This is a genomic window from Pseudomonas sp. 273, from assembly GCF_029201425.1.
In the GTDB taxonomy this organism is placed as follows: domain Bacteria; phylum Pseudomonadota; class Gammaproteobacteria; order Pseudomonadales; family Pseudomonadaceae; genus Pseudomonas; species Pseudomonas delhiensis.
The window spans coordinates 6,401,567-6,426,579 of record NZ_CP116775.1; the positions used below are offsets into that span (position 1 = coordinate 6,401,567).

A 25,013-nucleotide genomic window follows, 5' to 3' on the forward strand; every position below is an offset into this window, starting at 1 on the left:
CCTCAGTCGTCGTGCCAGTGGGCGCCGTCGTCCTCGTCGTCCCAGTCGTCCTGATCGTCCTCCGGCTCGTCGCGCAGGCCGGTGGCGTCGTGCTCGAAATCCTCCGGGGCGTCGTCGTCCCACTCGTGGTCGAGCAGGTGCTCGTGCTCCGGCTCGGGGAGGTCGATGTCGTCGTCGTGCATGGTGCGGTCTCGGCAGGCGGGGTGCAGCGGAGCCCCCATGCTACGGCCTCGCAGGGCCCGCGCAAAGCCTCGGTGGTCGCGCGGCACGGCGCATTTGGCTATAAGTCAGAAGGAAGGCGATGACGTTTTCCTATCGGGGCGATGCCGTTTCCAGCATTGTGCGCAACGCCCCGCTTGCCGATCCTGTGGCCACTCGGGGCAGGTACCCCCGCACAACAGTAGAAGGACATCCAGCATGAAGACCGTCGCACAGCTCCTCCACGCCAAGCAGAGCCAGCAGGTGCACACCATAGGCCCGCACGAGATGGTGCTCGACGCCCTGCGGGTGATGGCGGTGAAGAACGTCGGCGCCCTGCCGGTGGTGGACAACGGCCAGGTGGTGGGCGTGGTCAGCGAACGCGACTACGCGCGCAAGATGATCCTCCAGGGCCGCTCCTCGGTGGGCACCCCGGTCAGCGCCATCATGAGCTCGCCGGTGGTCACGGTGGACTCGCAGCAGAACATCGACACCTGCATGAGCATCATGACCGAGCGCCACCTGCGCCACCTGCCGGTGGTGGAGAACGGCCAGCTGGTGGGCCTGCTGTCCATCGGCGACCTGGTCAAGGAAGCCATCGCCGAGCAGGCCGCGCTGATCCAGCAGCTGGAGCAGTACATCCGCGGCGAACAGTGAGCCGCCGGGGGCGCGGCGGACGGCGCCATGACAGGGGCGCGGATGGGGCATTAGAATTTGATTAACATCCGCGACCCGAACAAGTAGAACCCATGGAAAACCGCACCGCCCGCCTGACCGTCCTGATCGACCCGATGAAGAAGAAGGCCTTCGAGGAACTCTGCGCCAGCCAGGACCTGACCCCCTCCCAGGTGGTTCGCCAGCTGATCCGGGACTACCTGGAGAGCCACGGGGTGAGCTACGCCACGCAGCCGAAGGTGGGCGGGCAGGATTGAGGGCAGCCCGCACAATCGCCCATGCAGGAGCGCGCCCTGCGCGCGAATCGCGGGCAGGGCCCGCTTACGACCGTGCTTCCCGGTAACGTAGGCATTCGGGCAAGAGCACCCTCTCCCCAGCCCTCTCCCGCAAGCGGGAGAGAGGGCTGTCCTCTGCAGGGGAAGGGCCGGAGTCAACCTCACACCTTCGCAATAGATAGACTGTGCGTAGGGCGCATAACCGTTCGCGGTTATCCGCCATTGCCCGTGCCGCCGGGGCGCCCGGCGTGGCCGATACCAATCGCGGACGGAGTCCGCTCCTACATCACCGGTTGGCAGCGCTTTTCGTAGGAGCGAGCTTGCTCGCGAACCGCATGGCACCGCGTTTGTTCGCGAGCAAGCTCGCTCCTACGAAGAGCATCTCGGCGCAGGCTGCAAGACAGTTGCTCCTACGAGCGTGCTTCTGGAACTGTAGGAGCGGACTCCGTCCGCGATCCGGCGGATAACGCCGTGGGCGTTATCCGCCCTACGCCGTTCCCACCTCTTCCACCGCCCCTTCGCAAGCCGCCAGCGCCAGGGCGAAGCTGGCGTGGTAGTTCTTCCTGCCCACCGTCTCGACGATTCCCGCGCGCACCAGCTTGTGCCGGACCCGCGGGTTGGCCTCGCAGAGCTTCACCGTCACCCCGCGCTTGCGCAGCTGCTGGATCACCTCCTCCAGCGTCTGCATGCCGGTGATGTCCATGAAGGGCACCCGGCCCAGGCGGATCACCAGCAGCCGCGGGTCGCTGTGGGTCTTCGCCAGGGCGCGTTCGAAGGTCTCGGCGGCGCCGAAGAACAGCGGGCCCTCGATGGTGTACACCAGCACACCCGGCGGCAGCGTCGGCACGCCCTGGCCGCGCAGTTCGCCTTCCAGCTCGGCGCCGCCCAGTTGTTGCACTTCCACCGAGGAGGCCATCCGCCGCATGAACAGCAGCATGGCCAGGATCACCCCGATGTTCACCGCGATCACCAGGTCGCTGAACACCGTCAGGCCGAAGGTGATCAGCAGGATGGCCACGTCGGCCCGGGGCGCGCGGCGCACCATGCGCACGAAGTGGCGGGCCTCGCTCATGTTCCAGGCCACCACGAAGAGGATCGCCGCCAGCGCGCACAGCGGGATGCTGGAGGCCAGCGGGGCGAGGAACAGGATGATCAGCACCAGGGTCGCCGCATGGGCCACCCCGGCGATGGGGCTGTTGCCGCCGTTGCGGATGTTGGTGGCGGTGCGGGCGATGGCGCCGGTGGCGGCGAAGCCGCCGAACAGCGGCGCCAGCAGGTTGGCGATGCCCTGGCCGACCAGTTCCTGGTTGGAGTCGTGGCGGGTGCCGGCCATGCCGTCGGCGACCACCGCCGACAGCAGCGACTCGATGGCGCCGAGCATGGCGATGGCGAAGGCCGGGCCGATCAGCTCGAGGATCCGCGGCAGCGTGACCTCCGGCAGGCTCGGCGTCGGCAAACCCCGGGGGATGCCGCCGAAGGCGCTGCCGATGGTGGCCACGCCGTCGAACTGGAACAGCGCCTGCAGCAGGCTGACCAGCACCATCGCCAGCAGCGGCCCCGGCACCCGCGCCAGGTACGGCAGGCGCGAGCCGTAGAGCACCGCGGCCAGGCCCAGCAGGGCCAGCAGGGTGGTCGCCGGGTGCAGCTGCGGCAGCGCCTCCAGCAGGTGCCAGAGCTTCTGGTGGAAGTGCTCGCCGGTCACCGCCGGCAGGCCGAAGAAATCCTTCCACTGGCCGACCCAGATGATCACCCCGATGCCGGCGGTGAAGCCGACGATGACCGGGTCGGGGATGTACTTGATGACGCTGCCCAGGCGGGTGATGCCCAGCAGCAGGAGGATGGCCCCGGCCATCAGCGTGGCCAGCTGCAGGCCGTCGACGCCGTAGCGCGCGGTGATGCCGGCGAGGATGACGATGAAGGCGCCGGTGGGCCCGGCGATCTGCACCCGGCTGCCGCCGCACAGCGAGACCACCACGCCGGCCACGATGGCGGTGTACAGGCCCTGCTCGGGCTTCACCCCGGAGGCGATGGCGAAGGCCATGGCCAGTGGCAGCGCCACCACCCCGACGATCACCCCGGCGAGCAGGTTGCGCGGCCAGTTCTGAAGGTTCAACAGCCCGGCTTTCCAGGCCTCGCGTACGGCGATCATCAAGCACACCTCCTAAGAAGGATGCACATCAGATTAACATGACATGTTAATCGAAGTGTACTGGCCACCACCCTTCGTCGCCCGCCACCTGACGGGGACGTGGCCAGTCGCTACCCTCGGCAGCAGCGCTGCAAAAATGCCAACACCGCTGCATTCCTGCATGCACTTGCGCCAGGGGTGCGGGCCGGGGCCCGCCGCCATGGGCCCTCGCCCCTGGCATGCAACCTGCCTGGGTAGCGGATGGCCCGCGCGACGGCGCCGGCCCCTCACCCCATGGAGAACCATAGATGGATTCGCTACGCCTGCTGCTCGACCGCGGCCTGCTGCTGGCCGACAGCATCGCCGCGGACGGCCGCTTCCTCGACGTCTCCGCCGAGCAGAGCGACCAGCTCGGCTACCCGCCCGGCGCGCTCCACGGCCAGGGCATGGAGCAGGTCTACACCGCCGACTCGGTGCGCGCCCTGCAGCAGCTCTTCGCCAACCCGCCGGCCGACGAACGCGTGCAGGACTTGGAGCTGACGCTGATCCGCCACAACGGCGGCCTGCTGCCGGTGCTGGCCAGCGGCGTGCTGCAGTGGCGCGACGGCGAGCCGCCGCGCCTGCACCTGGTGAAGATGCCCCTGGGCGGCATCAGCCGGCGCCTGGCCGAGCTGCAGAACGCCAACGAAGTCATGAGCCAGATGCTCTACAGCGCCAAGGTCGCCTACTGGTGCATCGAGTTCGCCGAGCCGGTGGACGTGCGCCAGACGCCGGACGAGATCGTCCGCCAGGTGTTCGAGAACCGCTCCTACTGGCGCATGTGCAACCGCGCCATGGCGGCCATCTACGAGATGCCCGCCGACGTCGACTTCGGCCAGCAGCCGGTGCGCCTGTACTGGCCGCGCAGCCCGGCCAACGAGGAGTTCGTGCGGCGGCTGATCGAGGCCGACTTCCATGTCGACGGCGCGCTCTCGGTGGACCGCCGCCACGACGGCTCGCCGGCCTACGTGGAGAACGACGTGCGCGCCAGCATCCACAACGGCCGCTTGCTGCGCATGTGGGGCAGCCTGCGCGACGTCAGCCAGGAGCTGCGCATGCAGCACGACGCCGAGCAGCGCATCGAGGCCCTGCGCCGGGTGTTCGACGCGGTGCCCGACGCGGTGCTGGTGATCGACGAGGCGGCCCAGCCGCAATGGCGCAACGCCGCCTTCGAGCAGGTGTTCGGCATCACCCGCGCCGCCGGCGTGGCCGCCACCCTCGACCGCCTGCCGCTGCCCGAGCGCACCTGGCAACGCCTGGAGCTGCCCGACCAGTACGGCAGCTTCCGCGCCTTCGACAGCCACTGCTCGCGCATCCTGATCCGCGAGAACCAGGCCTGGCGCGTGGTCGTGCTGCGCCCGGACGGCATCGAGCGGCGCGCGGCGGAGCTGCACCCGTGAGCGGCGAGGGCTTCTTCGCGCCGATGCGCATGGGCATGCGCTCGGCGGTCAACGTCAGCGCCGAGATGCTCGCCGCGCTGCTGGAGACCCCGGCGCTGCACGCCCTGCTCGACGGCTTCGGCGAGGCGCTGATCGTCTGCGACGGCGACTCCCGGGTGCGCTTCCTCAACCTGGCCGCCGAGCGCATCAACCGCGTGTCGCGCCAGGACGTGCTGGGCCTGACCGACAGCGACTTCTACCAGCGCTCGGCGCTGCAGTTCGACGACTTCCTGCAGAGCGTGCGGCGCGGCGGCAAGAGCGCGCTGACGCGCTCGCGCGACGGCCGGCTGTTCCTCACCCGCCTGCAGAGCGTGCCCGCCGGCGCCTACGAGAAGCCCTACACACTGCTGATCCAGCGCGAATACGAACCCCGCGAAAGCGCCGGCCGCAGCGCCCCGGCACCGTCGCTGGCGGACAGCCCGGCGAGCCTGGGCGACCCGCAGGACAACGCGCTGCACATGTCGCCGCTGCTCTCGGACATCGCCGACATGGGCGTGCGCGCCTTCCGCCGCCGCGCCCGCCTGCTGCTGCTCGGCGAGCCCGGCGTGGGCAAGACCGCCATCGCCCGGCACATCCACCGCGCCGCCGGCTGGGGCGACCGGCCATTCGTCGACGTGAACTGCGCGAGCATCCCCGAGACGCTGTTCGAGTCGGAGATGTTCGGCTACGAGCGCGGCGCCTTCACCGGCGCGCTGCAGCAGGGCAAGCGCGGCTACATCGAGAGCGCCGCCGGCGGCACGCTGTTCCTCGACGAGATCGGCGAGATCCCCCTGCAGGTGCAGGCCAAGCTGCTCAAGTTCCTCGACGATGGCACCATCCAGCCGGTGGGCTCGCCGCTGTCGAAGAAGGTCCAGGTGCAGGTCATCGCCGCCACCAACAAGGACCTCAAGGCGCTGGTCGCGGCCGGCCTGTTCCGCGCCGACCTCTACTACCGCCTGGCCGTGCTGCCGGTGGACATCCCGCCGCTGCGCGCCCACCGCGACGACCTGCCGGTGCTGATGGACATCCTCCTGGCCCGCATCAACCGCGACCGCCAGCCACCGCTGCGCCTCGCCACCGCCTGCCGCCAGCGCCTGCTGGGCTACGACTTCCCGGGCAACATCCGCGAGCTGGTGAACATCTTCGAGCGCCTGGCGGTGCTGGCCGACGACGTCGCCGAGGAACAGCACCTGCCGCCGGAACTGCTGGGCACGGCCGCCCCCGCCGGGGAAGCCGAGCCGCTGCCCTTCGCCAGCGCCGACGAGCCGCTCAAGGCGCAGGTGCAGCGCTTCGAGCGCCAGGTGATCCTCCAGGCGGTGCGCCTGTGTGGCAGCAAGCGCAAGGCGGCGCAGCATTTGGGGATCGATGTGGGCACCCTGATCCGCAAGCAGCAGCGGGATTGAGCGCCAGGCTGCTCTTGTAGGAGCGGGCCCTGCCCGCGAATGGCGTTTCCCGGATGCGTTGGCATTGCGCCGACCTCCTTTCCCTCTCCCCAGCCCTCTCCCTGAAGGGAGAGGGGGCTTGTCCGTGCCGAGAGAAGGAATGGTTTCAGTTGGAAGCCAACGGTGCTGCCGGCTGACTCTGAAATATCCGAGCACGCCGAACGGTCCCCTCTCCCTTCAGGGAGAGGGTTAGGGAGAGGGGCGGCGCCCAACCAACACACCGCTGTCCCAGGATAACCACCCCCACCAACGCTGCATTTCTGCCTATCCCCCTTGTCATTTCTGCTTACATTCCCTCCCCCACAAAAAAACAATCTCTTTATTTTCAACAACTTAATTTCTTGGCACACCCTGTGCTCCACCTCCTGCGACCCGTGACCGTGCACGGGTCCTCGAATCGCGCCAGGCATCCCCGACCGAGGTTACCGGCAGTTCTGGAGGCACAACAACAATGCTCATCACAGGTATCAAGAGCAGGCCGGTCTACGACGACCTGCGCCCGCTCGCCGGCAGCAACCACATAGTCGCAGGCCAGGGCAGCGGCGGCAGCGCCATGCTCCGGCTGCTCGGCGAGATGCCGCGCACCGCGCCCATCCGCGTGCTCTATTCCACCGAATCCTTCTCCGGGCAGGACCACCTGGCCGCGCTGCGCGACATCGCCGACGTGGAGCTGACCCTCTACCCGAGCAACCGCGCGCTGGTCGACGACCTGCACGCCCTGCTCGGCCAGTCGCGCATGGGCACCCGCCTGTACCTGGCCGGTTCGGAAAGCTTCATCGGCACCGCCATGCAGGCCGCCGACGCGATCAACCTGAACCGCGACGAAGTGCTGCGCGAGCACTGCGGCTCCTTCGTGCGCCGCGTCTGGTGCGTGCACTGCGACGGCTACACCGAGAACGTCACCCAGCGCGTCTTCGAATGCCCGCACTGCGCCCGCACCCTGGTGGTCCGCGACCACTATTCCCGCCGCCTCGCCGCCTTCCAGGCGGTCAAGGCCGACGCCGAAGTCCCCGGCGAGCTGCCGGCAGCCGAGGAGCTCGACACATGAGCCAGTCCACCGGAACCCTCAACGTCCGCGTCGCCCGCATCGAGCAGGTCACCCCGGAAATCAAGCGCTTCACCCTGGTCCCGCGGGACGGCGGCCAGCTGACGCCGTTCTCCGGCGGCAGCAACGTGGTGGTGCTGATCCCCCACGAGGGCGGCACCTACCGCAACGCCTACTCGCTGATGAGTTCGCCCTACGACGCCAGCGCCTACCAGATCGCCGTGCGCCGCGTGGCAGACGGCCGCGGCGGCTCCAGGCGCATGCACGACGCGGTGAAGGAAGGCGACGAGCTGGAAATCCTCCGCCCGGTGAACCTGTTCCCGCTGAGCAAGCACGCGCGCCTGCACCTGTTCATCGCCGGCGGCGTGGGCATCACCCCGGTGTGCTCGCAGCTGGCCGAGCTGCGCCTGCGCGGCACCCCGTTCGAAGTGCACCTGGCGGTGCGCGGCGCGGAACACGCGCGCCTGGGCGAGGAACTGCTGCGTGAATACGGCGATGCCGTGCGCCTGTACCGCGACGACCGCGGCGAGCGCCTGGACATTTCCGCCGTGCTGGCCGACCGCCCGCTGGGCAGCGACGTCTACGTCTGCGGCCCCGAGGGCATGATCCAGGCCACCATAGACGCGGCCCGCGCCCACGGCTGGACCGACAGCCACATCCACTACGAGCGCTTCCTCGAACAGGGCAGCAGCGGCGAACCGTTCAAGGTCACCCTGGCGCGCAGCGGCGCAACCATCGAGGTCTCGCCCGACCAGAGCCTGCTGGAAGCCGCCGAGGCCGCCGGCCACGAGATCCCCTACCTGTGCCGCGGCGGCGCCTGCGGCATGTGCGAGACCAACGTCCTGGAGCTGGACGGCGAGATCCTCCACACCGACGACTGGCTGTCCGACGAGGACAAGGCCGCCAACAAGAAAATCATGCCCTGCGTGTCGCGCGCCAAGTGCTCGCGGCTGGTCATCGACTGCTGAGCCGGAGAACGACCATGACCATCCAATTCCGCCCCGACGAAACCTACCGCGACGACTACACCTACGCGAACAGCCCCGAGTGCATCGCCCGCGCGCCCTTCCCCTTCCCGGACGACGAGTACATGTACTCGATGAACCTGGAGCCCCACGTCAGCGTGGGTGACGGCGCCTTCCGCGCGGTGTTCGACATCGACGAGCACTACATCAGCGAGTGCCGCGACCGCGCCATCACCCTGGAGAAGGACCCGGGCATGCACTACGTCTCGGCGCCGCACATGATGGAGGCGCAGTGGGACCTGCTCGAACTCATCATGGAGTCCTACGCCAAGGACTACCCCGAGTACTTCGCCCTGGAGCGCGACGGCACCCGCTGGCACTGGACCAACAGGCTGCTGGGCATCGACGACACCTTCACCTTCGGCGACCCGGCCACCCTGCCCTACGAGCCGATGGAGTACATCACCCGCCAGGCCCAGGGCGACTGGGTGCTGCAGGAAGAGCGCGACGGCACCCTGTACTGGGGCGCCGGCATCGCCACCCAGCGCGCCGACTACTCGCTGCGCTTCAACCTGGGCATGGCCTGGCACGAGTTCCACGGCCCGGTGCCGCTGGTCAAGGAAACCGGCATGCTCGACCGCGCGCTGAAGTTCCTCCTGCGCCTGCGCAACGGCCACCCGGTGCGCCGCCTGAACTGGTCGCTGACGGTCAACCCGCGCCTGGACGTGTCCGCCGAGAGCCTGCCGGAGTGGGCCCCGGACCGCACCACGGTGACCGCCGAGAACGCCGGCAAGCTGGTCTACCTGCGCATCGAGCTGCAGCCGCTGCACCGCCTGCCGCGCAGCAACGCCATCGTGTTCCCGATCCGTACCTACCTGCTGAACCTGGAAGACATCGCCAGCAACCCGGCCTGGGCCAAGCGCATGCACCGCGTGCTCAAGTCCCTGAACCAGGAACTGGTGGACTACAAGGGCTTCACCCGCTACCGCGACGCGGCGGTGGAATGGCTCTCGAAGTACGACGACGGCCAGTAGGCGCCGCACCCTCCATAACGACAATGAGCCCGTAGAGGGCGGCGGCGGACACCCGAGGTCCGCCGCAGACAATGTGCCACTGCCCATTACCCCCTGAGAGGAAACAACGATGAGTGGGTCCCCTGCCACGCGTGCCGCTGGCGTAACCGATCACGATGCCGAGCAGCTTCGCGCCCTCGGCTACAGCTCGAACTTCGAGCGCAGCATGAGCCTGTGGGAGAACTTCTCCCTGGGCTTCACCTACCTGTCGCCGGTCGTCGGCGTCTACACCCTGTTCGGCCTGTGCCTGGCCGCCGGCGGCCCGCCGATGTTCTGGTCGTACCTGCTGATCGGCCTCGGCCAGCTGCTGGTGTGCCTGGTGTTCGGCGAGGTGGTCTCGCAGTTCCCGATCTCCGGCGGCGTCTACCCCTGGGCGCGGCGCCTGGTGGGCAAGCGCTGGGCGTGGATGGTCGGCTGGGTCTACGCCTGGGCGCTGTGCGCCACCATCGCCGGCGTCTCCGTCGGCGCCGGCCCGTACCTGGCGGCGCTGCTGGGCTTCGCGCCGGACGCGAACGTCAGCATCTACATCGCCCTGGCGCTGATCCTGGTCTCCACCGGCCTCAACCTGGTGGGCACCAAGCTGCTGGCGCGGGTGGCCATGTTCGGCTTCCTCTGCGAGCTGGTCGGCGCCATCCTGGTCGGCGGCTACCTGCTGGTCTTCGAGCGCCACCAGCCGTTCAGCGTGCTGTTCGACACCTTCGGCCTCGGCGCCGCGGACGGCTCCTACCTGCCGGCCTTCCTCGCCGCCTCCCTGGCCGGGCTGTTCCAGTACTACGGCTTCGAGGCCTGCGGCGACGTCGCCGAGGAAACCCCCAACCCCGGCAAGCGCATCCCCAAGGCCATGCGCATGACCATCTACATCGGCGGCGCCGCCGCGATGTTCGCCTGCCTGGCGCTGATCCTCTCGGTGCCGGACATGCACAAGGTTCTCGCCGGCGAAGACACCGACCCGGTCGCCACCATCCTCGCCAACGCCTTCGGCCCGGTGGGCTCGCGCCTGGTGATGGCGGTGGTGCTGGTGTCCTTCGTGTCCTGCGTGCTCAGCCTGCAGGCCGCCGCCAGCCGCCTGCTGTTCGCCTACGCCCGTGACGAGATGATCGTCGGCAGCCGCGTGCTGCAGCGCCTGTCGGCCAACCACGTGCCGTCCGCCGCGCTGGTCGTCAGCGGCGTGGTGCCGGCGGCCATCGTCTGCCTGGGCCTGTTCATGGCCGACGCCACCGCCACCATCGTCGGCTTCGCCGCCATCGGCATCTACATCGCCTTCCAGTTGATCGTGGTCGCCGCGCTGATCGCCCGCACCAAGGGCTGGGTGCCCGGCGGCCAGTTCAGCCTGGGCCCCTGGGGCACCCTGGTGAACGTCGCCGCGCTGGTCTACGGCCTCGCCGCCATCGCCAACATGGTCTGGCCGCGCAGCCCCGACGCACCCTGGTACATCAACTACTCGATGATCCTCACCACCGCCGTGGTGCTGGGCGCCGGCCTGCTCTACATGCTGCTGGCCAGGCCCTACGACAAGGGCACCGCGCCGGCCGGCGACGCCCACAGGATCTCCGGCCGCCAACGATCCGTGCGCGCGACTGGCGCGCTTACCGAACCGGCTTGATCGCAACCCTGACGCAATTCGGGCCATACGCCTGAGGGGCGCGTCCGGCGCCACGCGGGACCCCTTCCCCACGCGGCGCCAAGCGGTTTGCGAACGGGCCTGCCAGCCCCGCGCTTGGCAGGCCCGGTTTTTTTCCCGCACTACGCCAGGCCTGACCACGACGTAGGGCGGATAACCGTTCGCGGTTATCCGCAGTTTCACCTTTTTCATCGCCAACGCCGTGGCTGAGCCTGGCGCGCCCTACAAGGATGCCCAGGCTCGCCCCCGAGCGGGGTTCGGCCAAGGCCAAACGGCGGATAACGCGGAGCGTTATTCGCCCTACGCCAGACTTGACCACGACGTAGGGCGCATAACGCCTGTGGCGTTATCCGCCGCAACCCTCGCTCAGCGGGCAATCCACAACAGGCACGCCGACAAGGTCACCAACGACCCCAGCGTCGACAGCAGAATGCTCCGCGAGACCACCGGCGCCTCGCGCCTGTAGTACTCGGCGAGCATGTACGGCCCGGTGCCGGTGGGCAGCGCGCTGAGCAGCAGCGCCGAATCCGCCCACAGCGGCGGCAGGGCGAACACCTTGTAGGCGAGGAAGCCGGTCAGCAGCGGCTGGCCCACCAGCTTCACCAGCACCAGCGGCCAGGCACCCACCTGCGGCCCCTCCTGCTTCTGCGCCAGGAACAGGCCGAGGGAGATCAACGCGCAGGGCGTGGTCGCCGCCGCCAGCAGGTCGAGGAAATGCACCACCGGCTCGGCCAGGCCCAGGCCGCCGGCGGCCCACAGGCCACCGACGATGGGCGAGACCACCAGCGGGTTCTTCAGCAGCGCGCGGCTCACCACCAGTACCGCGCGGCCGATGTGCTTCTCGCTCTGCAGGCCGACCTCGATGCACACCACCGCCACCGCGAAGAGCACGCAGACCACCAGCAGCGAGGCGATCAGCGCCGGCTCCAGGCCGTCCTGGCCGAACACCAGCAGGCACAGCGGGATGCCCATGTAGCCGGTGTTGGCGTAGGAGGCGCTGAGCCCGTCGATGCTCGCCGCCGGCAGTCCGCGGCCCTGCCACAGGCGCCAGGCCAGGGTGGCGCCGAACACCAGCAGGCAGCCGGCGGTGAAGGCGGCGAGGAAGCCCGGCTGCCAGATTTCCGCCCAGGTGGCCGTGGCGGTGACCTTGAACAGCAGCGCCGGCAGGCACAGCCAGACCACCAGCCGGTTGATCTCCGAGGCCGCGCCCTCGCCCAGGCGGTTGCTCCGGCGCGCCAGCCAGCCGGCCAGGATCAGCGCGAAGATGGGCAGGACGACGACGATCACGGTGTGCATGGGCGGCTCGGCAAGGCATTGTCATGGGCAGGCTGGCGAGCATAGGATCGCGCCATCGATACCGTCCAATGCTTGTTGAAGGCCAAATTGATACTGGAAATGCATAGATGATCGAACTGCGCCAGCTGCGCTACTTCCTCGCCCTCGCCGAGCACCTGCACTTCGGCCGCGCCGCCGAGGCCCTGCACCTGACCCAGCCGCCGCTGAGCCGGCAGATAGCCGCGCTGGAGGCCGAGCTGGGCACCCCGCTGTTCGCCCGCCATTCGCGCGCGGTGGAGCTGACCGCCGCCGGCCGCGAGTTCCAGCAGCACTGCAAGAGCCTGCTGGCCGGCCTCGACCTGGCGGTACGCTCGGCCCGGGCCAGCGCCCGCGGCGAACGCGGCGAGCTGCGCCTGAGCTTCACCATGGTCGCCGCCTGGACGCTGCTGCCGACCCTGCTAAAGCGCTACAGCGACGCTTATCCACAGGTGAAGGTGGTGCTCAACGAAGTGTTGCCGCGCGACCTCGGCCCGGCGCTGGAAGCCGGCGAGGCCGACGTCGCCCTGACCTTCCCGGCCCGCGAACCCGGCCAGCTGCGCTACCGCACCCTGCTGCGCGAGCCGCTGTGCGCGGTGCTGCCGGCAAGGCATCCTCTCGCGACGCGGGAGCGCCTGGCGCCCGCCGAACTGGCAGCGGAGGCGTTCATCAGCTTCCCCCACAGCACCGCGCCGGCCCTGCACGAGGCGGTGATGCAGTGCTGCCGGGACAGCGGCTTCGAACCGCGCATCCAGCTGGAGCCGCACCTGCAGCAGACCATCGTCAACCTGGTGGCCGAGGGCCTGGGCGTGGCCCTGGTGCCGGACTCGATGCGCAAGATGCAGCTGCCCGGCGCGGTGTTCGTGACGTTGGAGGCGTCGCCGTTGGTGGATTATGGGGTGGCTTGGAGCCCGCATAACGACAACCCTTGCCTGGGGGCTTTCCTGCGCTGCGCGGGGTTGGATATGGGCTCTTCGTAGGAGCGAGCTTGCTCGCGAATGGTGCCCGCTCGGGACTTTGGGTATTGGGGGTAGAGCGCCCTCTCCCTAACCCTCTCCCTGAAGGGAGAGGGGACCGTTGGGCAGGGTTTGATGTTATGGCGTTAGCCGGCTAGCGCAGAGGTTTCCGGCGGAAACCATCACTTTTCTCGGCACGGACAAGCCCCCTCTCCCTTCAGGGAGAGGGCTGGGGAGAGGGGGCGGAGGTGACCTCATGCACAGCGTGGCCGGGAGGCACCGTTCGCTAGCAAGAACTAGGCGTCCCCCCGCTCCTACACCAACCGCGCATCCAGACTATTCTGCGCCAACCGCTGCGCCTGCTCCTTGGTCATCCCCAGGTGCTCGTACAGGGCCTGGAAATTCTCGGTGACGTAGCCGCCGAAGTACGCCGGATCATCCGAGTTCACCGTCACCTTCACCCCGCGTTCCAGCATCTGCAGGATGTTGTGCTCGCGCATGTGGTCGAACACGCACAGCTTGGTGTTGGACAGCGGGCAGACGGTCAGCGGGATCTGCTCGTCGATGATGCGCTGCATCAGCCGCTCGTCCTCGATGGCGCGCACGCCGTGGTCGATGCGCTCGACCTTGAGCAGGTCCAGGGCTTCCCAGATGTATTCCGGCGGGCCTTCCTCGCCGGCGTGGGCGACGGTCAGCAGGCCCTCGGCGCGGGCGCGGTCGAACACGCGCTGGAACTTGCTCGGCGGGTGGCCGACCTCGGAGCTGTCCAGGCCGACGGCGACGAAGGCGTCGCGGAACGGCATGGCCTGGTCCAGGGTCCTGAACGCCTCTTCCTCGGACAGGTGGCGGAGGAAGCTGAGGATCAGGCCGTGGCGGATGCCCAGCTGCTTCTCGCCATCCTTCAGCGCGCCCTGGATGCCGCGCAGCACGACTTCGAAGGGAATGCCGCGGTCGGTGTGGGTCTGCGGGTCGAAGAAGGGTTCGACGTGGATGACGTTCTGCGCCTTGCATTTGAGCAGGTAGGCCCAGGTCAGGTCGTAGAAGTCCTGCTCGGTGCGCAGCACGTCGGCGCCGGCGTAGTAGAGGTCGAGGAACTCCTGCAGGTTGTTGAAGGCGTAGGCCTTGCGCAGGGTCTCGACGTCGGCCCAGGGCAGCTTCACCTGGTTGCGTTCGGCCAGGGCGAACAGCAGTTCGGGCTCCAGGGTCCCTTCCAGATGCAGGTGCAGTTCGGCCTTGGGCAGGGCGTTGAGCCATTCGTACATGGGTGGTTTCTCGTCATCGGGCTGGATCGATGCAAGTTTAACCCGGCCCGGCGCAGGGGCCACCCCGGGCGATCCGGGGCGGCCCCTTCGCATCAGAACGCGAAGTGCGCCTCGTCCAGCGCCATCAGGCAGCCGGCGCCGCCCAGCAGGGCCTCGCGGTGCATGCTGGCGCGCGGCAGGATGCGCCGCAGGTAGAAGTCGGCGCTGGCCAGCTTGGCGCGGTAGAAGTCGCCCTCGCCGGTGCCGGCGTCCAGCGCCGCCTGGGCGGCCCCGGCGGCGCGCAGCCACAACCCGGCGAGCAGCGCATAGGCGCTGTATTGCAGGTAGTCCACCGACATGGCGCCGATTTCCTGCACGTCGCGGCGGGTGGCGGCCAGCACGTCGGCGGTCAGCCCGCGCCATTCCTGGATGCGCTCGCGCACCACGGCGGCCATGGGCGCCAGCTCGGGGTGGGCGGCCAGGGCGGCACAGGTTTCCGCCAGGTCCGCCTGCAGCGCGGCCATCTCGGCGCCGCCGTCGCCCAGCAGCTTGCGGCGGATCAGGTCGAGCGCCTGGATGCCGTTGGTGCCCTCGTAGATCTGGGTGATGCGGCTGTCGCGCATCAGCTGCTCCATGCCCCACTCGCGGATGTAGCCGTGGCCGCCGTAGACCTGCACGCCGAGGCTGGCGACTTCCTGGCCCATGTCGGTGAGGAAGGACTTCACCAGCGGGATCAGCAGCGCCGCGCGCTTGCCCGCGGCCTTGCGGCCCTCGGCCTCGGGGTGGCCGTGCTCCAGGTCCAGCTCGCGGGCGCAGAGCGCGGCAAGCATGCGGCTGCCCTCGGTGAGGGTCTTCTGCGTCAGCAGCATGCGCCGCACGTCGGGGTGAACGATGATCGGGTCGGCGGCCTTCTGCGGTTGCGCGGGGCCGGTCAGGGCGCGCGACTGCAGACGCTCGCGGGCATAGGCCAGGGCACCCTGGAAGCTGCGCTCGGCGATGCCCAGGCCCTGCAGGCCGACCTGGAAGCGCGCGTCGTTCATCATGGTGAACATGCAGGCCAGGCCCTGGTTGGCCTCGCCGAGCAGCCAGCCGGTGGCACCGTCGAAGTTCATCACGCAGGTGGAGGCGCCCTTGATGCCCATCTTGTGCTCGATGGCGCCGCAGCTCAGCGCGTTGCGTTCGCCGGGCGTGCCGTCAGGGTTGGCGACGAATTTCGGCACGAGGAACAGACTGATGCCCTTCACTCCGCCCGGGGCGTCCGGCAGGCGCGCCAGCACCAGGTGGACGATGTTCTCCGAGAGGTCCTGCTCGCCGCCGCTGATGAAAATCTTGCTGCCACTGACCTGGTAGCTGCCGTCGGCCCGGGGCTCGGCGCGGGTGCGCAGCAGCGCCAGGTCGGTGCCGGCCTGGGGCTCGGTGAGGCACATGGTGCCGGTCCACACGCCGCTGACCATCTTCGCCAGGTAGGCCTGCTGCAGCTCGGCGCTGCCGTGCTTGTACAGCGCCAGCACAGCGCCCTCGGTCAGCCCGGAATAGACGCGGAAGGACAGCGAGGCAGCCATCAGCATCTCGTGGAAGTTCGCCGCCACCAGCTGCGGGAAGCCCTGGCCGCCGAACCCGACCGGGCCGGTCATGCTCGCCCAGCCGTTGTCGCAGTACTGCCGGTAGGCCTCGCGGAAGCCGTCCGGGGTGGTCACCGCGCCGTCATGGAGGGTTGCGCCCTGCTCGTCGCTGTTGCGGTTCAGCGGCGCGACCACTTCGCCGGTGTAGCGCGCGCCCTCTTCCAGCACGCCATCGATCAGCTCGCGGTCCAGGCCGTTGCCCAGCAGCGCGCAGTGGCCGGCGGCGTCGAAGAGTTCGTGGAGGACGAAGCGCATGTCGCGCAGGGGGGCCTGGTAGCTCATGCGCCCGGCTCCCCGTGGACGTCGGCGAAGCGCCCACCGCTGGCGGCCAGGCGCTCGATCAGCGCGGCCGGCTGCCAGTGCGCGCCGTGCTGCCCGGCGAGGTCGCGCAGGCGCGCGAGGATGCCGGCCAGGCCCTGGGCGTCGGCCCAGGCCATGGGCCCGCCCTGGGCCGCGGGGAAGCCGTAGCCGTTGAGGTAGACGGTGTCGATGTCGGCGCTGCGGCTGGCGATGCCCTCGTCGAGGATCTTCGCGCCTTCGTTGACCAGCGCCAGCAGGCAGCGCTCGAGGATTTCCTCCGGGCAGATGTCGCGGCGCGCATAGCCCAGGCGCTCGGACTCGCGCAGCACCAGGGCGTCGACCTCGGGGTCGTGCTCGGCCTGGCGGCTGCCCGGCGCGTAATGGTAGAAGCCGTTGCCGCTCTTCTGGCCGAAGCGGCCCATCTCGCACAGGCGGTTATCCACCTGTACGGTAGGCGCATCCTGGCCCTTGCCGGCCAGCTCGCGGGCGCGCCATTCGAGGTCGATGCCGACCACGTCGAACATGCGGAACGGGCCCATGGCGAAGCCGAAGCCCTGCAGCGCGGCGTCCACCTGGCAGGGCAGCGAGCCTTCGAGGATCAGCCGCCGGGACTCCTGCACGTACTTCTCCAGCATGCGGTTGCCGATGAAGCCATGGCAGTTGCCGGCCACCACGCTGACCTTGCCCATGCGCTGGCCCAGCTCCAGGGCGGCGTCGAGCACGGCGGGCGCGGTCCTGGCGCCACGCACGACCTCCAGCAGCTTCATGATGTGCGCCGGGCTGAAGAAGTGCAGGCCCAGCACCTGGGACGGCCGTGCGGTCACCGCGGCGATGGCGTCGACGTCCAGGTAGGAGGTGTTGCTGGCGAGGATCGCCGAGGGCTTCAGCGCCGCGTCCAGCTCGCGGAAGATCGACTGCTTGAGTTCCAGGTTCTCGTACACCGCCTCGATCACCAGGTCCGCCTCGCGGATCGCCGCGTAGTTGTCCGCCGGGGAAATCCGCGCGCGGCGGGCCGCCGCCTCCGCCTCGTCGATCCGCCCCTGGCGCACGTTGTGGGCATAAGTGTCGGCCACCGCGCCCTGGGCCTGCAGCAGCATCTGCGGGTTGTTGTCCAGCCACTGCACCTGCACGCCAGCGTTGGCCAGGCACATGACGATGCCGCGGCCCATGGTGCCGGCGCCTATCACCGCGGCGCTGCGAATCGGGGGAATCGGGCTCATGGTCTTCCTCTTGTTATCGAAACGGGCGTTCGAGCAAAAAAGCGACAGTCACCATAGGCAAGTTCGGATTATTTTTGAAATTTAGTCTTGTGATGCGCAGTATTTATCCGATGAATATAAATACCTTCGACCTCAACCTGCTGCGTGTCTTCGACGCCCTCCTGCGCGAACGCAGCGTTTCCCGCGCCGCCGAGCGCCTGGCCCTGAGCCAGCCGGCGGTGAGCAACGCCCTGGGCCGCCTGCGCGAGCTGCTCGACGACCCGCTGCTGGTGCGCATCGGCCGCAGCATGCAGCCCACGCCACGGGCGCTGGAGCTGGAGGCGCCGATCCGCGAATCGTTGCAGCGCATCCTGCAGAGCCTCAGCGGCGCCGAGCGCTTCGAGCCGGGGCGCAGCCGCCAGCGCTTCATCCTGGCGCTGACCGACTACGCCGAACTGCTGTGCATGCCGGCGCTGCTGCGGCAACTGGGCACGGAAGCGCCGGGCGTGGCCCTGGACGTGCGCCACCTGGCCCCGAGCCTGCCGGTGGAGGCGCTGGACAAGGGCAACCTGGACCTGGTGCTGGGCCGCTTCGAGGAAGTCCCGGCGCGCTTCGAGCGCCGCCCCTGGGCCAGCGAGACCCTGCGCCTGCTGGCCCGCCGCGGCCACCCGCGGGTGGACGGCCCGCTGGACCTCGGCGGCTTCCTGCGCGAACGCCACCTGTGGGTATCCGGCGGGCAGACCCGCGGCATGGTCGACCTGTGGCTGGCCAGCCAGGGCCTGAAGCGGCAGGTCGCCTACGTCACGCCCAACTACCTGCAGGCCGCACAGCTGGTGGCCGAGACCGAGCTGCTGACGGTGCTGCCGACACGCCTGGCCGAACATTTCGCCAAGCGGCTGCCGTTGCAGGTACTGGAGTTGCCCTTCGACGTCGGCCAGTTCCACCTGGAGCTGGTGTACCTGGCCCAGCGCGAGCGCGACGTGGCGTTGCAGTGGCTGGTGCAGCGCATGCTGGAGGCCGCGCCGCGACCGTAGGGTGGAACGCCGACGGCGGATGACCGTTCGCGGTTATCCGCCGTCGGCCGTGCCACCGGGGCGTCCGGCGTGGTCGGTGAATCCGATCGCGGACGGAGTCCGCTCCTACGCAGCCCCCACCGCGCCATCACCCTGTAGGAGCGCGCCCTGCGCGCGAATCGCGGGCAGGGCCCGCTCCTACACCACCGGCTGGCAACGCTTTTCGTAGGACGCGATCATCCGCGTCAACGCGGCTCAGAACCGGTCGCGGATCACCACCTCGTCCAGCGCCAGCTTGCCCACCCGCGGCTTGGGCGCCAGGGTCTGCTTGCCGACGGCGACCATCAGGCCGATCACATGGTTCTCCGGCAGGTTGATCAGCTTGCCCACGGCGTCGAAGTCGAAGCCGTCCATGGGGCAGGAATCCAGGCCCTTGCCGCGGGCGGCGAGCATCAGCGTCTGGGCCATCAGGCCGCAGCTGCGCATGGTCTCGTCGCGCTGCACCTGGGGCTTACCGCGGTAGTAGGCGTCGATGGCGCCGGCCATGTAGTCCTGCACTTCCTGGGGCGCGCCTTCCCACACGCGGCGGGCGTTCTTCTCCCAGCTATCGAGCTGGGCGCAGACCACCACCAGCATGGACGCGTCGGTCACCTGCGCCTGGCCCCAGGCCACTTCGCGGATGTGCGCGCGCAGCTGCGGGTCGCTGACCTCGACCAGGCGCACGTGCTGCAGGTTGAAGGCCGAGGGGGCGAGCATGGCCAGCTGCAGCAGCTCGTCCTTCTCCTCGCGGCTCAGGCTGAAGGCCGGGTCGTAGCCCTTGACCGCGCGGCGGCTGCGGATGGCTTCGTCGATATGCATGGGGGGACTCCTTTCGTTGACGGCGAAAAATGCCCGTCATGGTAAACCGCCCGGGCGCGCGCTTCAGGCGGTTTTCCCGATAGGAATCATCGAATCGCTACACCGCCTGCAACGACGCCTCGTCGTCCTGCTGGGCGCGCGGCGAGGTGAAGGTCAGGTAGCCGTCCTCCACCTTGCCGTGGCGCAGCAGCGCCAGGTCCAGGGCGTAGTTCTGGTAGAGCTTCCAGGGCGTGCGGTCGCCCTGCTTGGGCATCTTGTCGGCGGCGCGCTGGATGTAGCCGGAGTTGAGGTTGAGGAAGGGCTCCTCCTTCACCTGGCCGGCCCCGGCGCGCGGGGTGCACTGGCGCATGCCGATGGCGTCCAGGTGGTTGATCAGGCGGCAGAAGTACTCGCTGGACAGGTCCGCCTTGAGCGTCCAGCTGGCGTTGGTGTAGCCGACCACCGCGGCCAGGTTGGGCAGATCGCGCAGCATGATGCCGCGGTAGCCCATGCTCTGGTTGACCTGGAACGGCTTGCCGTCCACCGCCAGCTCGGCGCCGCCGAACATCACCAGGTCCAGCCCGGTGGCGGTGACGATGACGTCGGCCTCCAGCACCTGCCCGGACTTCAGGCGGATGCCCTTCTCGCAGAAGCTGTCGATGTGCTCGGTGACCACCGAGGCCTTGCCCTTGCGCAGCGCCTTGAACAGGTCGCCGTCCGGCACGCAGCACACGCGCTCGTCCCAGGGCTTGTAGCGCGGGCTGAAGTGGCGCATGTCGAAGTCCTTGCCCAGCTGGTGCCTGGCCAGCCCCAGCAGGGCCTTGCGCACCACGCCGGGGAAGGCCTTGGAGAGCATGAAGAAGATCATCTGCATGGTCACGTTGCGCGCCCGCGCCTGGCGGTACACCCAGGTCTCGGGGAGGAAGCGGCGCAGGAAGTTCGAGATGGGGTCCTTCTGCGGCAGGCTGATCACGTAGGACGGCGAGCGCTGCAGCATGGTGACGTGGCGCGCCTTGTCGGTCAGCGAGGGCACCAGGGTCACGGCGGTGGCGCCGCTGCCGATGACCACGATGCGCTTGTCGGCGTAGTCGAAGCCTTCCGGCCACAGCTGCGGGTGGATGACCTGCCCGCCGAACTGCTCGCGGCCCTTGAATTCCGGGGTGTAGCCGGCCTCGTAGCGGTAGTAGCCGGTGCACATCAGCAGGAACTGCGCGCTCATGCGCACAGGTTCCGGCTCGTCGCCGCGCTGCACGGTCAGCAGCCAGCGCGCGCTGTCGCTGTTCCAGTCGGCCTTGAGCACGCGGTGGCGGTAGCGGATCTTGCCGTCGATGCCGTTCTCGTGCGCGGTCTCCTCGATGTAGTGGCGGATCGAGGGGCCGTCGGCGATGGCCTTGGGGTCGGTCCAGGGCTTGAAGTTGTAGCCCAGGGTGTACATGTCCGAATCGGAACGGATGCCCGGGTAGCGGAACAGGTCCCAGGTGCCGCCCATGGCCTCGCGGCCTTCCAGCAGGGCGAAGGTCTTGCCCGGGCAGTGCTTCATCAGGTGGTAGGCGGCGCCGATACCGGACAGGCCGGCGCCGACGATCAGGACATCCAGGTGCTCGACAGACATGGTGGCTCCTCGGCCGGTGGCGGACAACGCCTTGCTGAGTCTAGGAGGGAATTCCTCCCCCGTACCCTACAAGGGACGCCACCGGCCGGCGCCCCACCCTAGGATGGGTGGAGCCACCGCGGCGTTACCCCTGGGCGAGCTGCGCCGCCACCCAGGCGCGCACCTGGGCGTAGGGATAGTCCTCCAGCGCCGCGTAGCCGGGCAGCGTGCGCGCCCGCAGGCGGGTGAAGGCCGGCACGCCGATGCCACAGAGGAAGCGCGTCACGCAGTCGGCGCTGGGCGGCAGGCCGCGGGCGCCGCGGTATTTCTCCAGGAAGGCGGCGCAGCGGCTCTGCAGCGTCTGCCCGTCCAGCGGCGCCAGGGCCGGCGGCTCCGGCAGGCGCGCGATGCGACCGGCGCAGACCGAGCAGTGCCCGCAATGCTCCGGCGCCCGCTGGTCGCCGAAGTAGCGCGCCAGGCGCCGGCTCAGGCACTGGTCGCTGGCGAAGAGTTCGAGCATGGCGCCGATGCGCGCGATCTCGCTGGCCTCGTGGCGCTTGAAGTAGGCGTACAGCTCGTCGCTGAGCGCCTCGGGGTCGAACCCCGCCTCGCGCACCGCATAGACCTCGGTCATCTGCTTGCTTTCCAGCTCGATCCAGCCGCGTTCCTGGAAGTAGTCCAGGGCCTTCACCACCCGCGCGCGCTCGGCGCCGTGGCGCTGGTAGAGGGTGTCGAAGTCGAGGGTCGACCAGGTGCGCGCCCGCGCCGAGGTGCTGAGGATGGCCTCGACGAACTGCCGCCGCTCGCCTTCGAAGTGGCCCAGCAGGGCCGCGGGCTCGATGAGGTTCTTGAAGCGGTATTCGGCGAAATAGGCGAAGCGCGGGGCGATGATGCCGCGTAGCTCCAGCTGCACCAGCAGCGTCTTGAGCGGCAACTGGCGGATGTTCGACTGGTCCGACAGCGCGGTCAGCATCAGCTCCCACTGGCCGTTGGGCGCGGCGGCGATTTCCTCCAGCACGCTGCGGATGCCCTCGCGCTCGGGCGTGTCGCCGTAGACGAAGTTCTCCAGCACGCTGAGGCTGTCGCGGTTGGCCAGCACCAGGCAGTCCGAGTTCTGGCCGTCGCGCCCGGCGCGGCCGATCTCCTGGCTGTAGTTCTCCACCGACTTGGGCAGGTCGAAGTGCACCACGTTGCGGATGTCGCTCTTGTCGATGCCCATGCCGAAGGCGATGGTCGCGACTATGCAGTTCAGCCCGCCGGCCATGAAGCGCTGCTGGATGACCTCGCGCTCGGCGTGGTCCATGCCGGCGTGGTAGGCGCGGGCCGGGATGCCGCGCTCGCACAGGTGCGCGGCGATGTCCTCGGCGGTCTTCTGCTGGGTCACGTAGACGATGCTCGGCTGGCCTTCGCGCGCGCCCAGCCATTCCACCAGGCGGGCGCGCTTGGCGGCGCTGGCCACCGGCTCCACCTGCAGGTGGAGGTTGGCGCGGTAGAAGCCGGTGGTGACCACGTCCGCCTCGGCGATGGCGAACTTGGCGCGCATGTCGTCGATCACCGCCGGCGTCGCGGTGGCGGTCAGCAGCAGCACCTGGGGGATGCGGAACTGCTTCTGGTAGGCCGGCAGCTTCAGGTAGTCGGGGCGGAAGTTGTGGCCCCATTCGGAGATGCAGTGCGCCTCGTCGACCACCAGCAGCGAGATCGGCACCTCGCCGATGAAGTTGCGGAAACGCTCGTTCTTCAGGCGTTCCACGGAAATCATCAGTACCTTCAGCTCGCCGCTGCGGGCGCGGGCCATGGTCTGCGCCACCTGCTCGCGGCTCTGCGCCGAGTCGATGCTGGCGGCGGCGATGCCATGGCGGGCGAGGAAGGCCAGCTGGTCCTGCATCAGCGCCAGCAGCGGCGACACCACCAGGGTCAGGTGCGGCAGCAGGATGGCCGGCAGCTGGTAGCACAGCGACTTGCCCGAGCCGGTGGGGAAGATCGCCGCCGCCGAGCGCCCGCCCAGCACGGCGCTGACCGCCGCCTCCTGGCCGGGGCGGAACTGGCGGAAGCCGAAGACGCGTTCGAGGGTGTCGTGCATGCGGGTCTCTCCATTACCTGTCATGGGCGGAAGCTCCATGCTAGGGACCGCCGTTGTAGGAGCGAGCCTGCTCGCGAACGGCCCGATTCCGGTTCATCGGAAAGCGCGCTCCTAGGGTAGCCCCGTAGGAGCGGACCTTGTCCGCGATCGCGGATGAGATCCGCTCCGCCGGGCCCACCTCCGCTTTCCACCTGTAGGAGCGCGCCCTGCGCGCGATTCGCGGGCAGGGCCCGCTCCTACAGGGAACGGCCAATGAAAAAGCCGCCCGGAGGCGGCTCTTTCGGCGAACGGGCGCGCTTACAGCTGCGGGCCGGCGTCCTTGATGGCGTCGCTCACGTCGAACTTCTTGAAGTTCTCGATGAACTTGCCGGCCAGGCCCTTGGCGGCTTCGTCGTAGGCGGCCTTGTCTTCCCAGGTGTTGCGCGGGTTGAGCAGGTTGGTCTCGACGCCCGGGACGAGCTTGGGCACGTCCAGGTTGATGATGTCCAGGTGCTCGGTCTCGGCGCCGACCAGGGCGCCGCTCTGGATGGCGGCGATCACGCCACGGGTGGTCGGGATGTTGAAGCGCTTGCCGACGCCGTAGCCACCGCCGGTCCAGCCGGTGTTGACCAGGTACACCTTGGAGCCGAAGGCCTTGATGCGCTTGATCAGCAGCTCGGCGTAGACGCCGGCCGGGCGCGGGAAGAAGGGCGCGCCGAAGCAGGTGGAGAAGGTCGACTTGATGCCGCCGCCCGACCCCATCTCGGTGGAACCGACCAGCGCGGTGTAGCCGGACAGGAAGTGGTAGGCGGCCTGCTCGTTGTTCAGGATCGACACCGGCGGCAGTACGCCGGTCAGGTCGCAGGTCAGGAAGATGACCGCGTTGGGCTCGCCGCCCAGGTTGGCTTCCGAACGCTTCTCGACGTGCTCCAGCGGGTAGGCCGCGCGGGAGTTCTGGGTCAGGCGGTCGTCGGCGTAGTCCGGGGTGCGTTCCTCGTCGAGGACCACGTTCTCCAGCACGGCGCCGAACTTGATGGCCTTCCAGATGACCGGCTCGTTCTTCTCGGACAGGTCGATGCACTTGGCGTAGCAGCCGCCTTCGATGTTGAAGACGACGCCTTCGCCCCAGCCGTGCTCGTCGTCACCGATCAGGTAACGGCTCTCGTCGGCCGACAGGGTGGTCTTGCCGGTGCCGGACAGGCCGAAGAACAGGGTCACGTCGCCCGCTTCGCCGATGTTGGCGGCGCAGTGCATCGGCAGCACGTCCTTCTCCGGCAGCAGGTAGTTCTGCACCGAGAACATGGCCTTCTTCATTTCACCGGCGTAGCGCATGCCGGCGATCAGCACTTTCTTCTGGGCGAAGTTGAGGATGACGCAGCCGTCGGAGTTGGTGCCGTCACGCTCGGGCACGCATTCGAAGTTGGCGACGTTCAGCACCTGCCACTCGTCGCGGCCGGCCGGGTTGTAGGTTTCCGGGTTGATGAACAGCTGGCGGCCGAACAGGTTCTGCCAGGCGGTGCCGGTGGTCATCCTGACCGGCAGGTAGTGATCGGCGGCCGAACCTACATGCACGTGGGAAACGAAGTGGTCCTGGGCGTCGTTGAAGGCCTGGACGCGCTCCCAGAGGGCGTCGAACTTGTCGGCCGGGAACGGGCGGTTGATCGCGCCCCAGGCGATGGAGTCCTTGCTGCCGGGCTCTTCGACGATGAAGCGGTCGGCAGGCGAGCGGCCGGTGCGGTGGCCGGTTTCCACCACCAGCGAGCCGTTGTCGGCCAGGCGACCTTCGCCGCGGCGAATGGCTTCCTCGACCAGTTGGGCAACGCTGATATCGGTGTACACGGCTTTGTTGGCTTGCGTCATGTGGGTCCCCATCGGCCGGAGCCGAGTCCTCCAAACATTGCGTAGTGACTTCTAATTTCCACTACAGCGGAAAAAAGTCGCGGGATTATGCCAGAAAAGAACGGTTCTCGTGCAGCCTCTGATCCGGCGAGGGCGCCAATGGTTC

Annotated in this window: 20 protein-coding genes; 10 read left to right on the top strand and 10 right to left on the bottom strand. The window is 68.8% G+C overall.

Going from position 1 to position 25,013, the window contains the following annotated elements; all coding sequences use genetic code 11:
- Positions 1–2: 2 nt before the first annotated feature.
- Positions 3–182 (bottom strand): hypothetical protein, encoded by a 180-nt coding sequence (locus PKO50_RS29380; RefSeq protein ID WP_089393884.1) that lies wholly within the window; start codon positions 180–182, stop codon positions 3–5.
- Between the two features lie 235 nt (positions 183–417).
- Here PKO50_RS29380 and PKO50_RS29385 point away from each other — a divergent pair, with 235 nt between their 5' ends.
- Together PKO50_RS29385 and PKO50_RS29390 are read left to right on the top strand one after the other, a co-directional pair.
- Positions 418–855: a CBS domain-containing protein gene (locus PKO50_RS29385; RefSeq protein WP_109935120.1), complete on the top strand. Its 438-nt coding sequence runs from the start codon at positions 418–420 to the stop codon at positions 853–855.
- Between the two features lie 92 nt (positions 856–947).
- Positions 948–1,130, top strand: coding sequence for a ribbon-helix-helix protein, CopG family (locus tag PKO50_RS29390; RefSeq protein ID WP_109935121.1), 183 nt, complete (start codon positions 948–950; stop codon positions 1,128–1,130).
- Between the two features lie 505 nt (positions 1,131–1,635).
- Here the strand turns inward: PKO50_RS29390 and sulP are convergent.
- Positions 1,636–3,297 carry a sulfate permease gene (sulP, locus tag PKO50_RS29395; RefSeq protein ID WP_177412122.1) on the bottom strand — a complete coding sequence of 554 codons (1,662 nt, stop codon included), beginning with the start codon at positions 3,295–3,297 and terminating at the stop codon, positions 1,636–1,638.
- A 287-nt stretch (positions 3,298–3,584) separates the two neighbouring features.
- Between sulP and PKO50_RS29400 the strand changes: the two genes are divergently transcribed.
- From PKO50_RS29400 to PKO50_RS29425, 6 genes are all read left to right on the top strand, one after another.
- Positions 3,585–4,715: a PAS domain-containing protein gene (locus tag PKO50_RS29400; protein WP_089393882.1), complete on the top strand. Its 1,131-nt coding sequence runs from the start codon at positions 3,585–3,587 to the stop codon at positions 4,713–4,715.
- A complete protein-coding gene (locus PKO50_RS29405; protein WP_275627986.1) occupies positions 4,712–6,136 on the top strand; it encodes a sigma 54-interacting transcriptional regulator in 1,425 nt (474 codons plus the stop codon). The genes PKO50_RS29400 and PKO50_RS29405 overlap by 4 nt, the downstream gene beginning before the upstream one ends.
- Positions 6,137–6,626: 490 nt before the next feature.
- Positions 6,627–7,223, top strand: coding sequence for a dimethylamine monooxygenase subunit DmmA family protein (locus PKO50_RS29410; RefSeq protein ID WP_109936889.1), 597 nt, complete (start codon positions 6,627–6,629; stop codon positions 7,221–7,223).
- Positions 7,220–8,188 (top strand): PDR/VanB family oxidoreductase, encoded by a 969-nt coding sequence (locus tag PKO50_RS29415; RefSeq protein WP_089393880.1) that lies wholly within the window; start codon positions 7,220–7,222, stop codon positions 8,186–8,188. The genes PKO50_RS29410 and PKO50_RS29415 overlap by 4 nt, the downstream gene beginning before the upstream one ends.
- A 14-nt stretch (positions 8,189–8,202) precedes the next feature.
- Positions 8,203–9,219, top strand: coding sequence for a DUF3445 domain-containing protein (locus PKO50_RS29420; protein WP_275627987.1), 1,017 nt, complete (start codon positions 8,203–8,205; stop codon positions 9,217–9,219).
- Positions 9,220–9,328: 109 nt separating this feature from the next.
- Positions 9,329–10,861 carry an APC family permease gene (locus tag PKO50_RS29425; RefSeq protein ID WP_275627988.1) on the top strand — a complete coding sequence of 511 codons (1,533 nt, stop codon included), beginning with the start codon at positions 9,329–9,331 and terminating at the stop codon, positions 10,859–10,861.
- Positions 10,862–11,245: 384 nt separating this feature from the next.
- Here the strand turns inward: PKO50_RS29425 and PKO50_RS29430 are convergent, their stop codons facing one another.
- Positions 11,246–12,175, bottom strand: coding sequence for an AEC family transporter (locus PKO50_RS29430; protein WP_275627989.1), 930 nt, complete (start codon positions 12,173–12,175; stop codon positions 11,246–11,248).
- Positions 12,176–12,282: 107 nt separating this feature from the next.
- On the opposite strand from PKO50_RS29430, the gene PKO50_RS29435 reads away from it, so the two are divergent.
- Positions 12,283–13,170 (top strand): LysR substrate-binding domain-containing protein, encoded by an 888-nt coding sequence (locus PKO50_RS29435; RefSeq protein ID WP_275627990.1) that lies wholly within the window; start codon positions 12,283–12,285, stop codon positions 13,168–13,170.
- Between the two features lie 290 nt (positions 13,171–13,460).
- Here PKO50_RS29435 and PKO50_RS29440 read toward each other — a convergent pair whose 3' ends face one another.
- From PKO50_RS29440 to PKO50_RS29450, 3 genes are all read right to left on the bottom strand, one after another.
- On the bottom strand, positions 13,461–14,408 hold the full coding sequence (locus PKO50_RS29440; protein ID WP_275627991.1) for an adenosine deaminase: 948 nt from the start codon (positions 14,406–14,408) through the stop codon (positions 13,461–13,463).
- Positions 14,409–14,500: 92 nt separating this feature from the next.
- Positions 14,501–16,291 (bottom strand): acyl-CoA dehydrogenase C-terminal domain-containing protein, encoded by a 1,791-nt coding sequence (locus tag PKO50_RS29445; RefSeq protein WP_275627992.1) that lies wholly within the window; start codon positions 16,289–16,291, stop codon positions 14,501–14,503.
- Complete coding sequence (locus PKO50_RS29450) at positions 16,288–17,529, bottom strand: 3-hydroxyacyl-CoA dehydrogenase (RefSeq protein WP_275627993.1); 1,242 nt, start codon at positions 17,527–17,529, stop codon at positions 16,288–16,290. The genes PKO50_RS29445 and PKO50_RS29450 overlap by 4 nt, the downstream gene beginning before the upstream one ends.
- A gap of 110 nt (positions 17,530–17,639) precedes the next feature.
- On the opposite strand from PKO50_RS29450, the gene PKO50_RS29455 reads away from it, so the two are divergent.
- Complete coding sequence (locus tag PKO50_RS29455) at positions 17,640–18,542, top strand: LysR family transcriptional regulator (protein ID WP_275627994.1); 903 nt, start codon at positions 17,640–17,642, stop codon at positions 18,540–18,542.
- 234 nt (positions 18,543–18,776) lie between these two features.
- Here the strand turns inward: PKO50_RS29455 and PKO50_RS29460 are convergent, their stop codons facing one another.
- The 4 genes from PKO50_RS29460 to PKO50_RS29475 all read right to left on the bottom strand — a co-directional run bounded on the left by PKO50_RS29460 (position 18,777) and on the right by PKO50_RS29475 (position 24,868).
- The gene (locus PKO50_RS29460; RefSeq protein ID WP_275627995.1) at positions 18,777–19,379 is read right to left on the bottom strand and encodes a nitroreductase family protein; all 603 of its coding nucleotides are present in this window, start codon (positions 19,377–19,379) and stop codon (positions 18,777–18,779) included.
- Between the two features lie 97 nt (positions 19,380–19,476).
- Complete coding sequence (locus tag PKO50_RS29465; protein WP_109936878.1) at positions 19,477–20,970, bottom strand: NAD(P)/FAD-dependent oxidoreductase; 1,494 nt, start codon at positions 20,968–20,970, stop codon at positions 19,477–19,479.
- Between the two features lie 124 nt (positions 20,971–21,094).
- The gene (locus PKO50_RS29470; protein ID WP_275627996.1) at positions 21,095–23,029 is read right to left on the bottom strand and encodes an ATP-dependent DNA helicase RecQ; all 1,935 of its coding nucleotides are present in this window, start codon (positions 23,027–23,029) and stop codon (positions 21,095–21,097) included.
- 297 nt (positions 23,030–23,326) lie between these two features.
- Positions 23,327–24,868 (bottom strand): phosphoenolpyruvate carboxykinase, encoded by a 1,542-nt coding sequence (locus PKO50_RS29475; protein WP_275627997.1) that lies wholly within the window; start codon positions 24,866–24,868, stop codon positions 23,327–23,329.
- Positions 24,869–25,013: the final 145 nt, after the last annotated feature.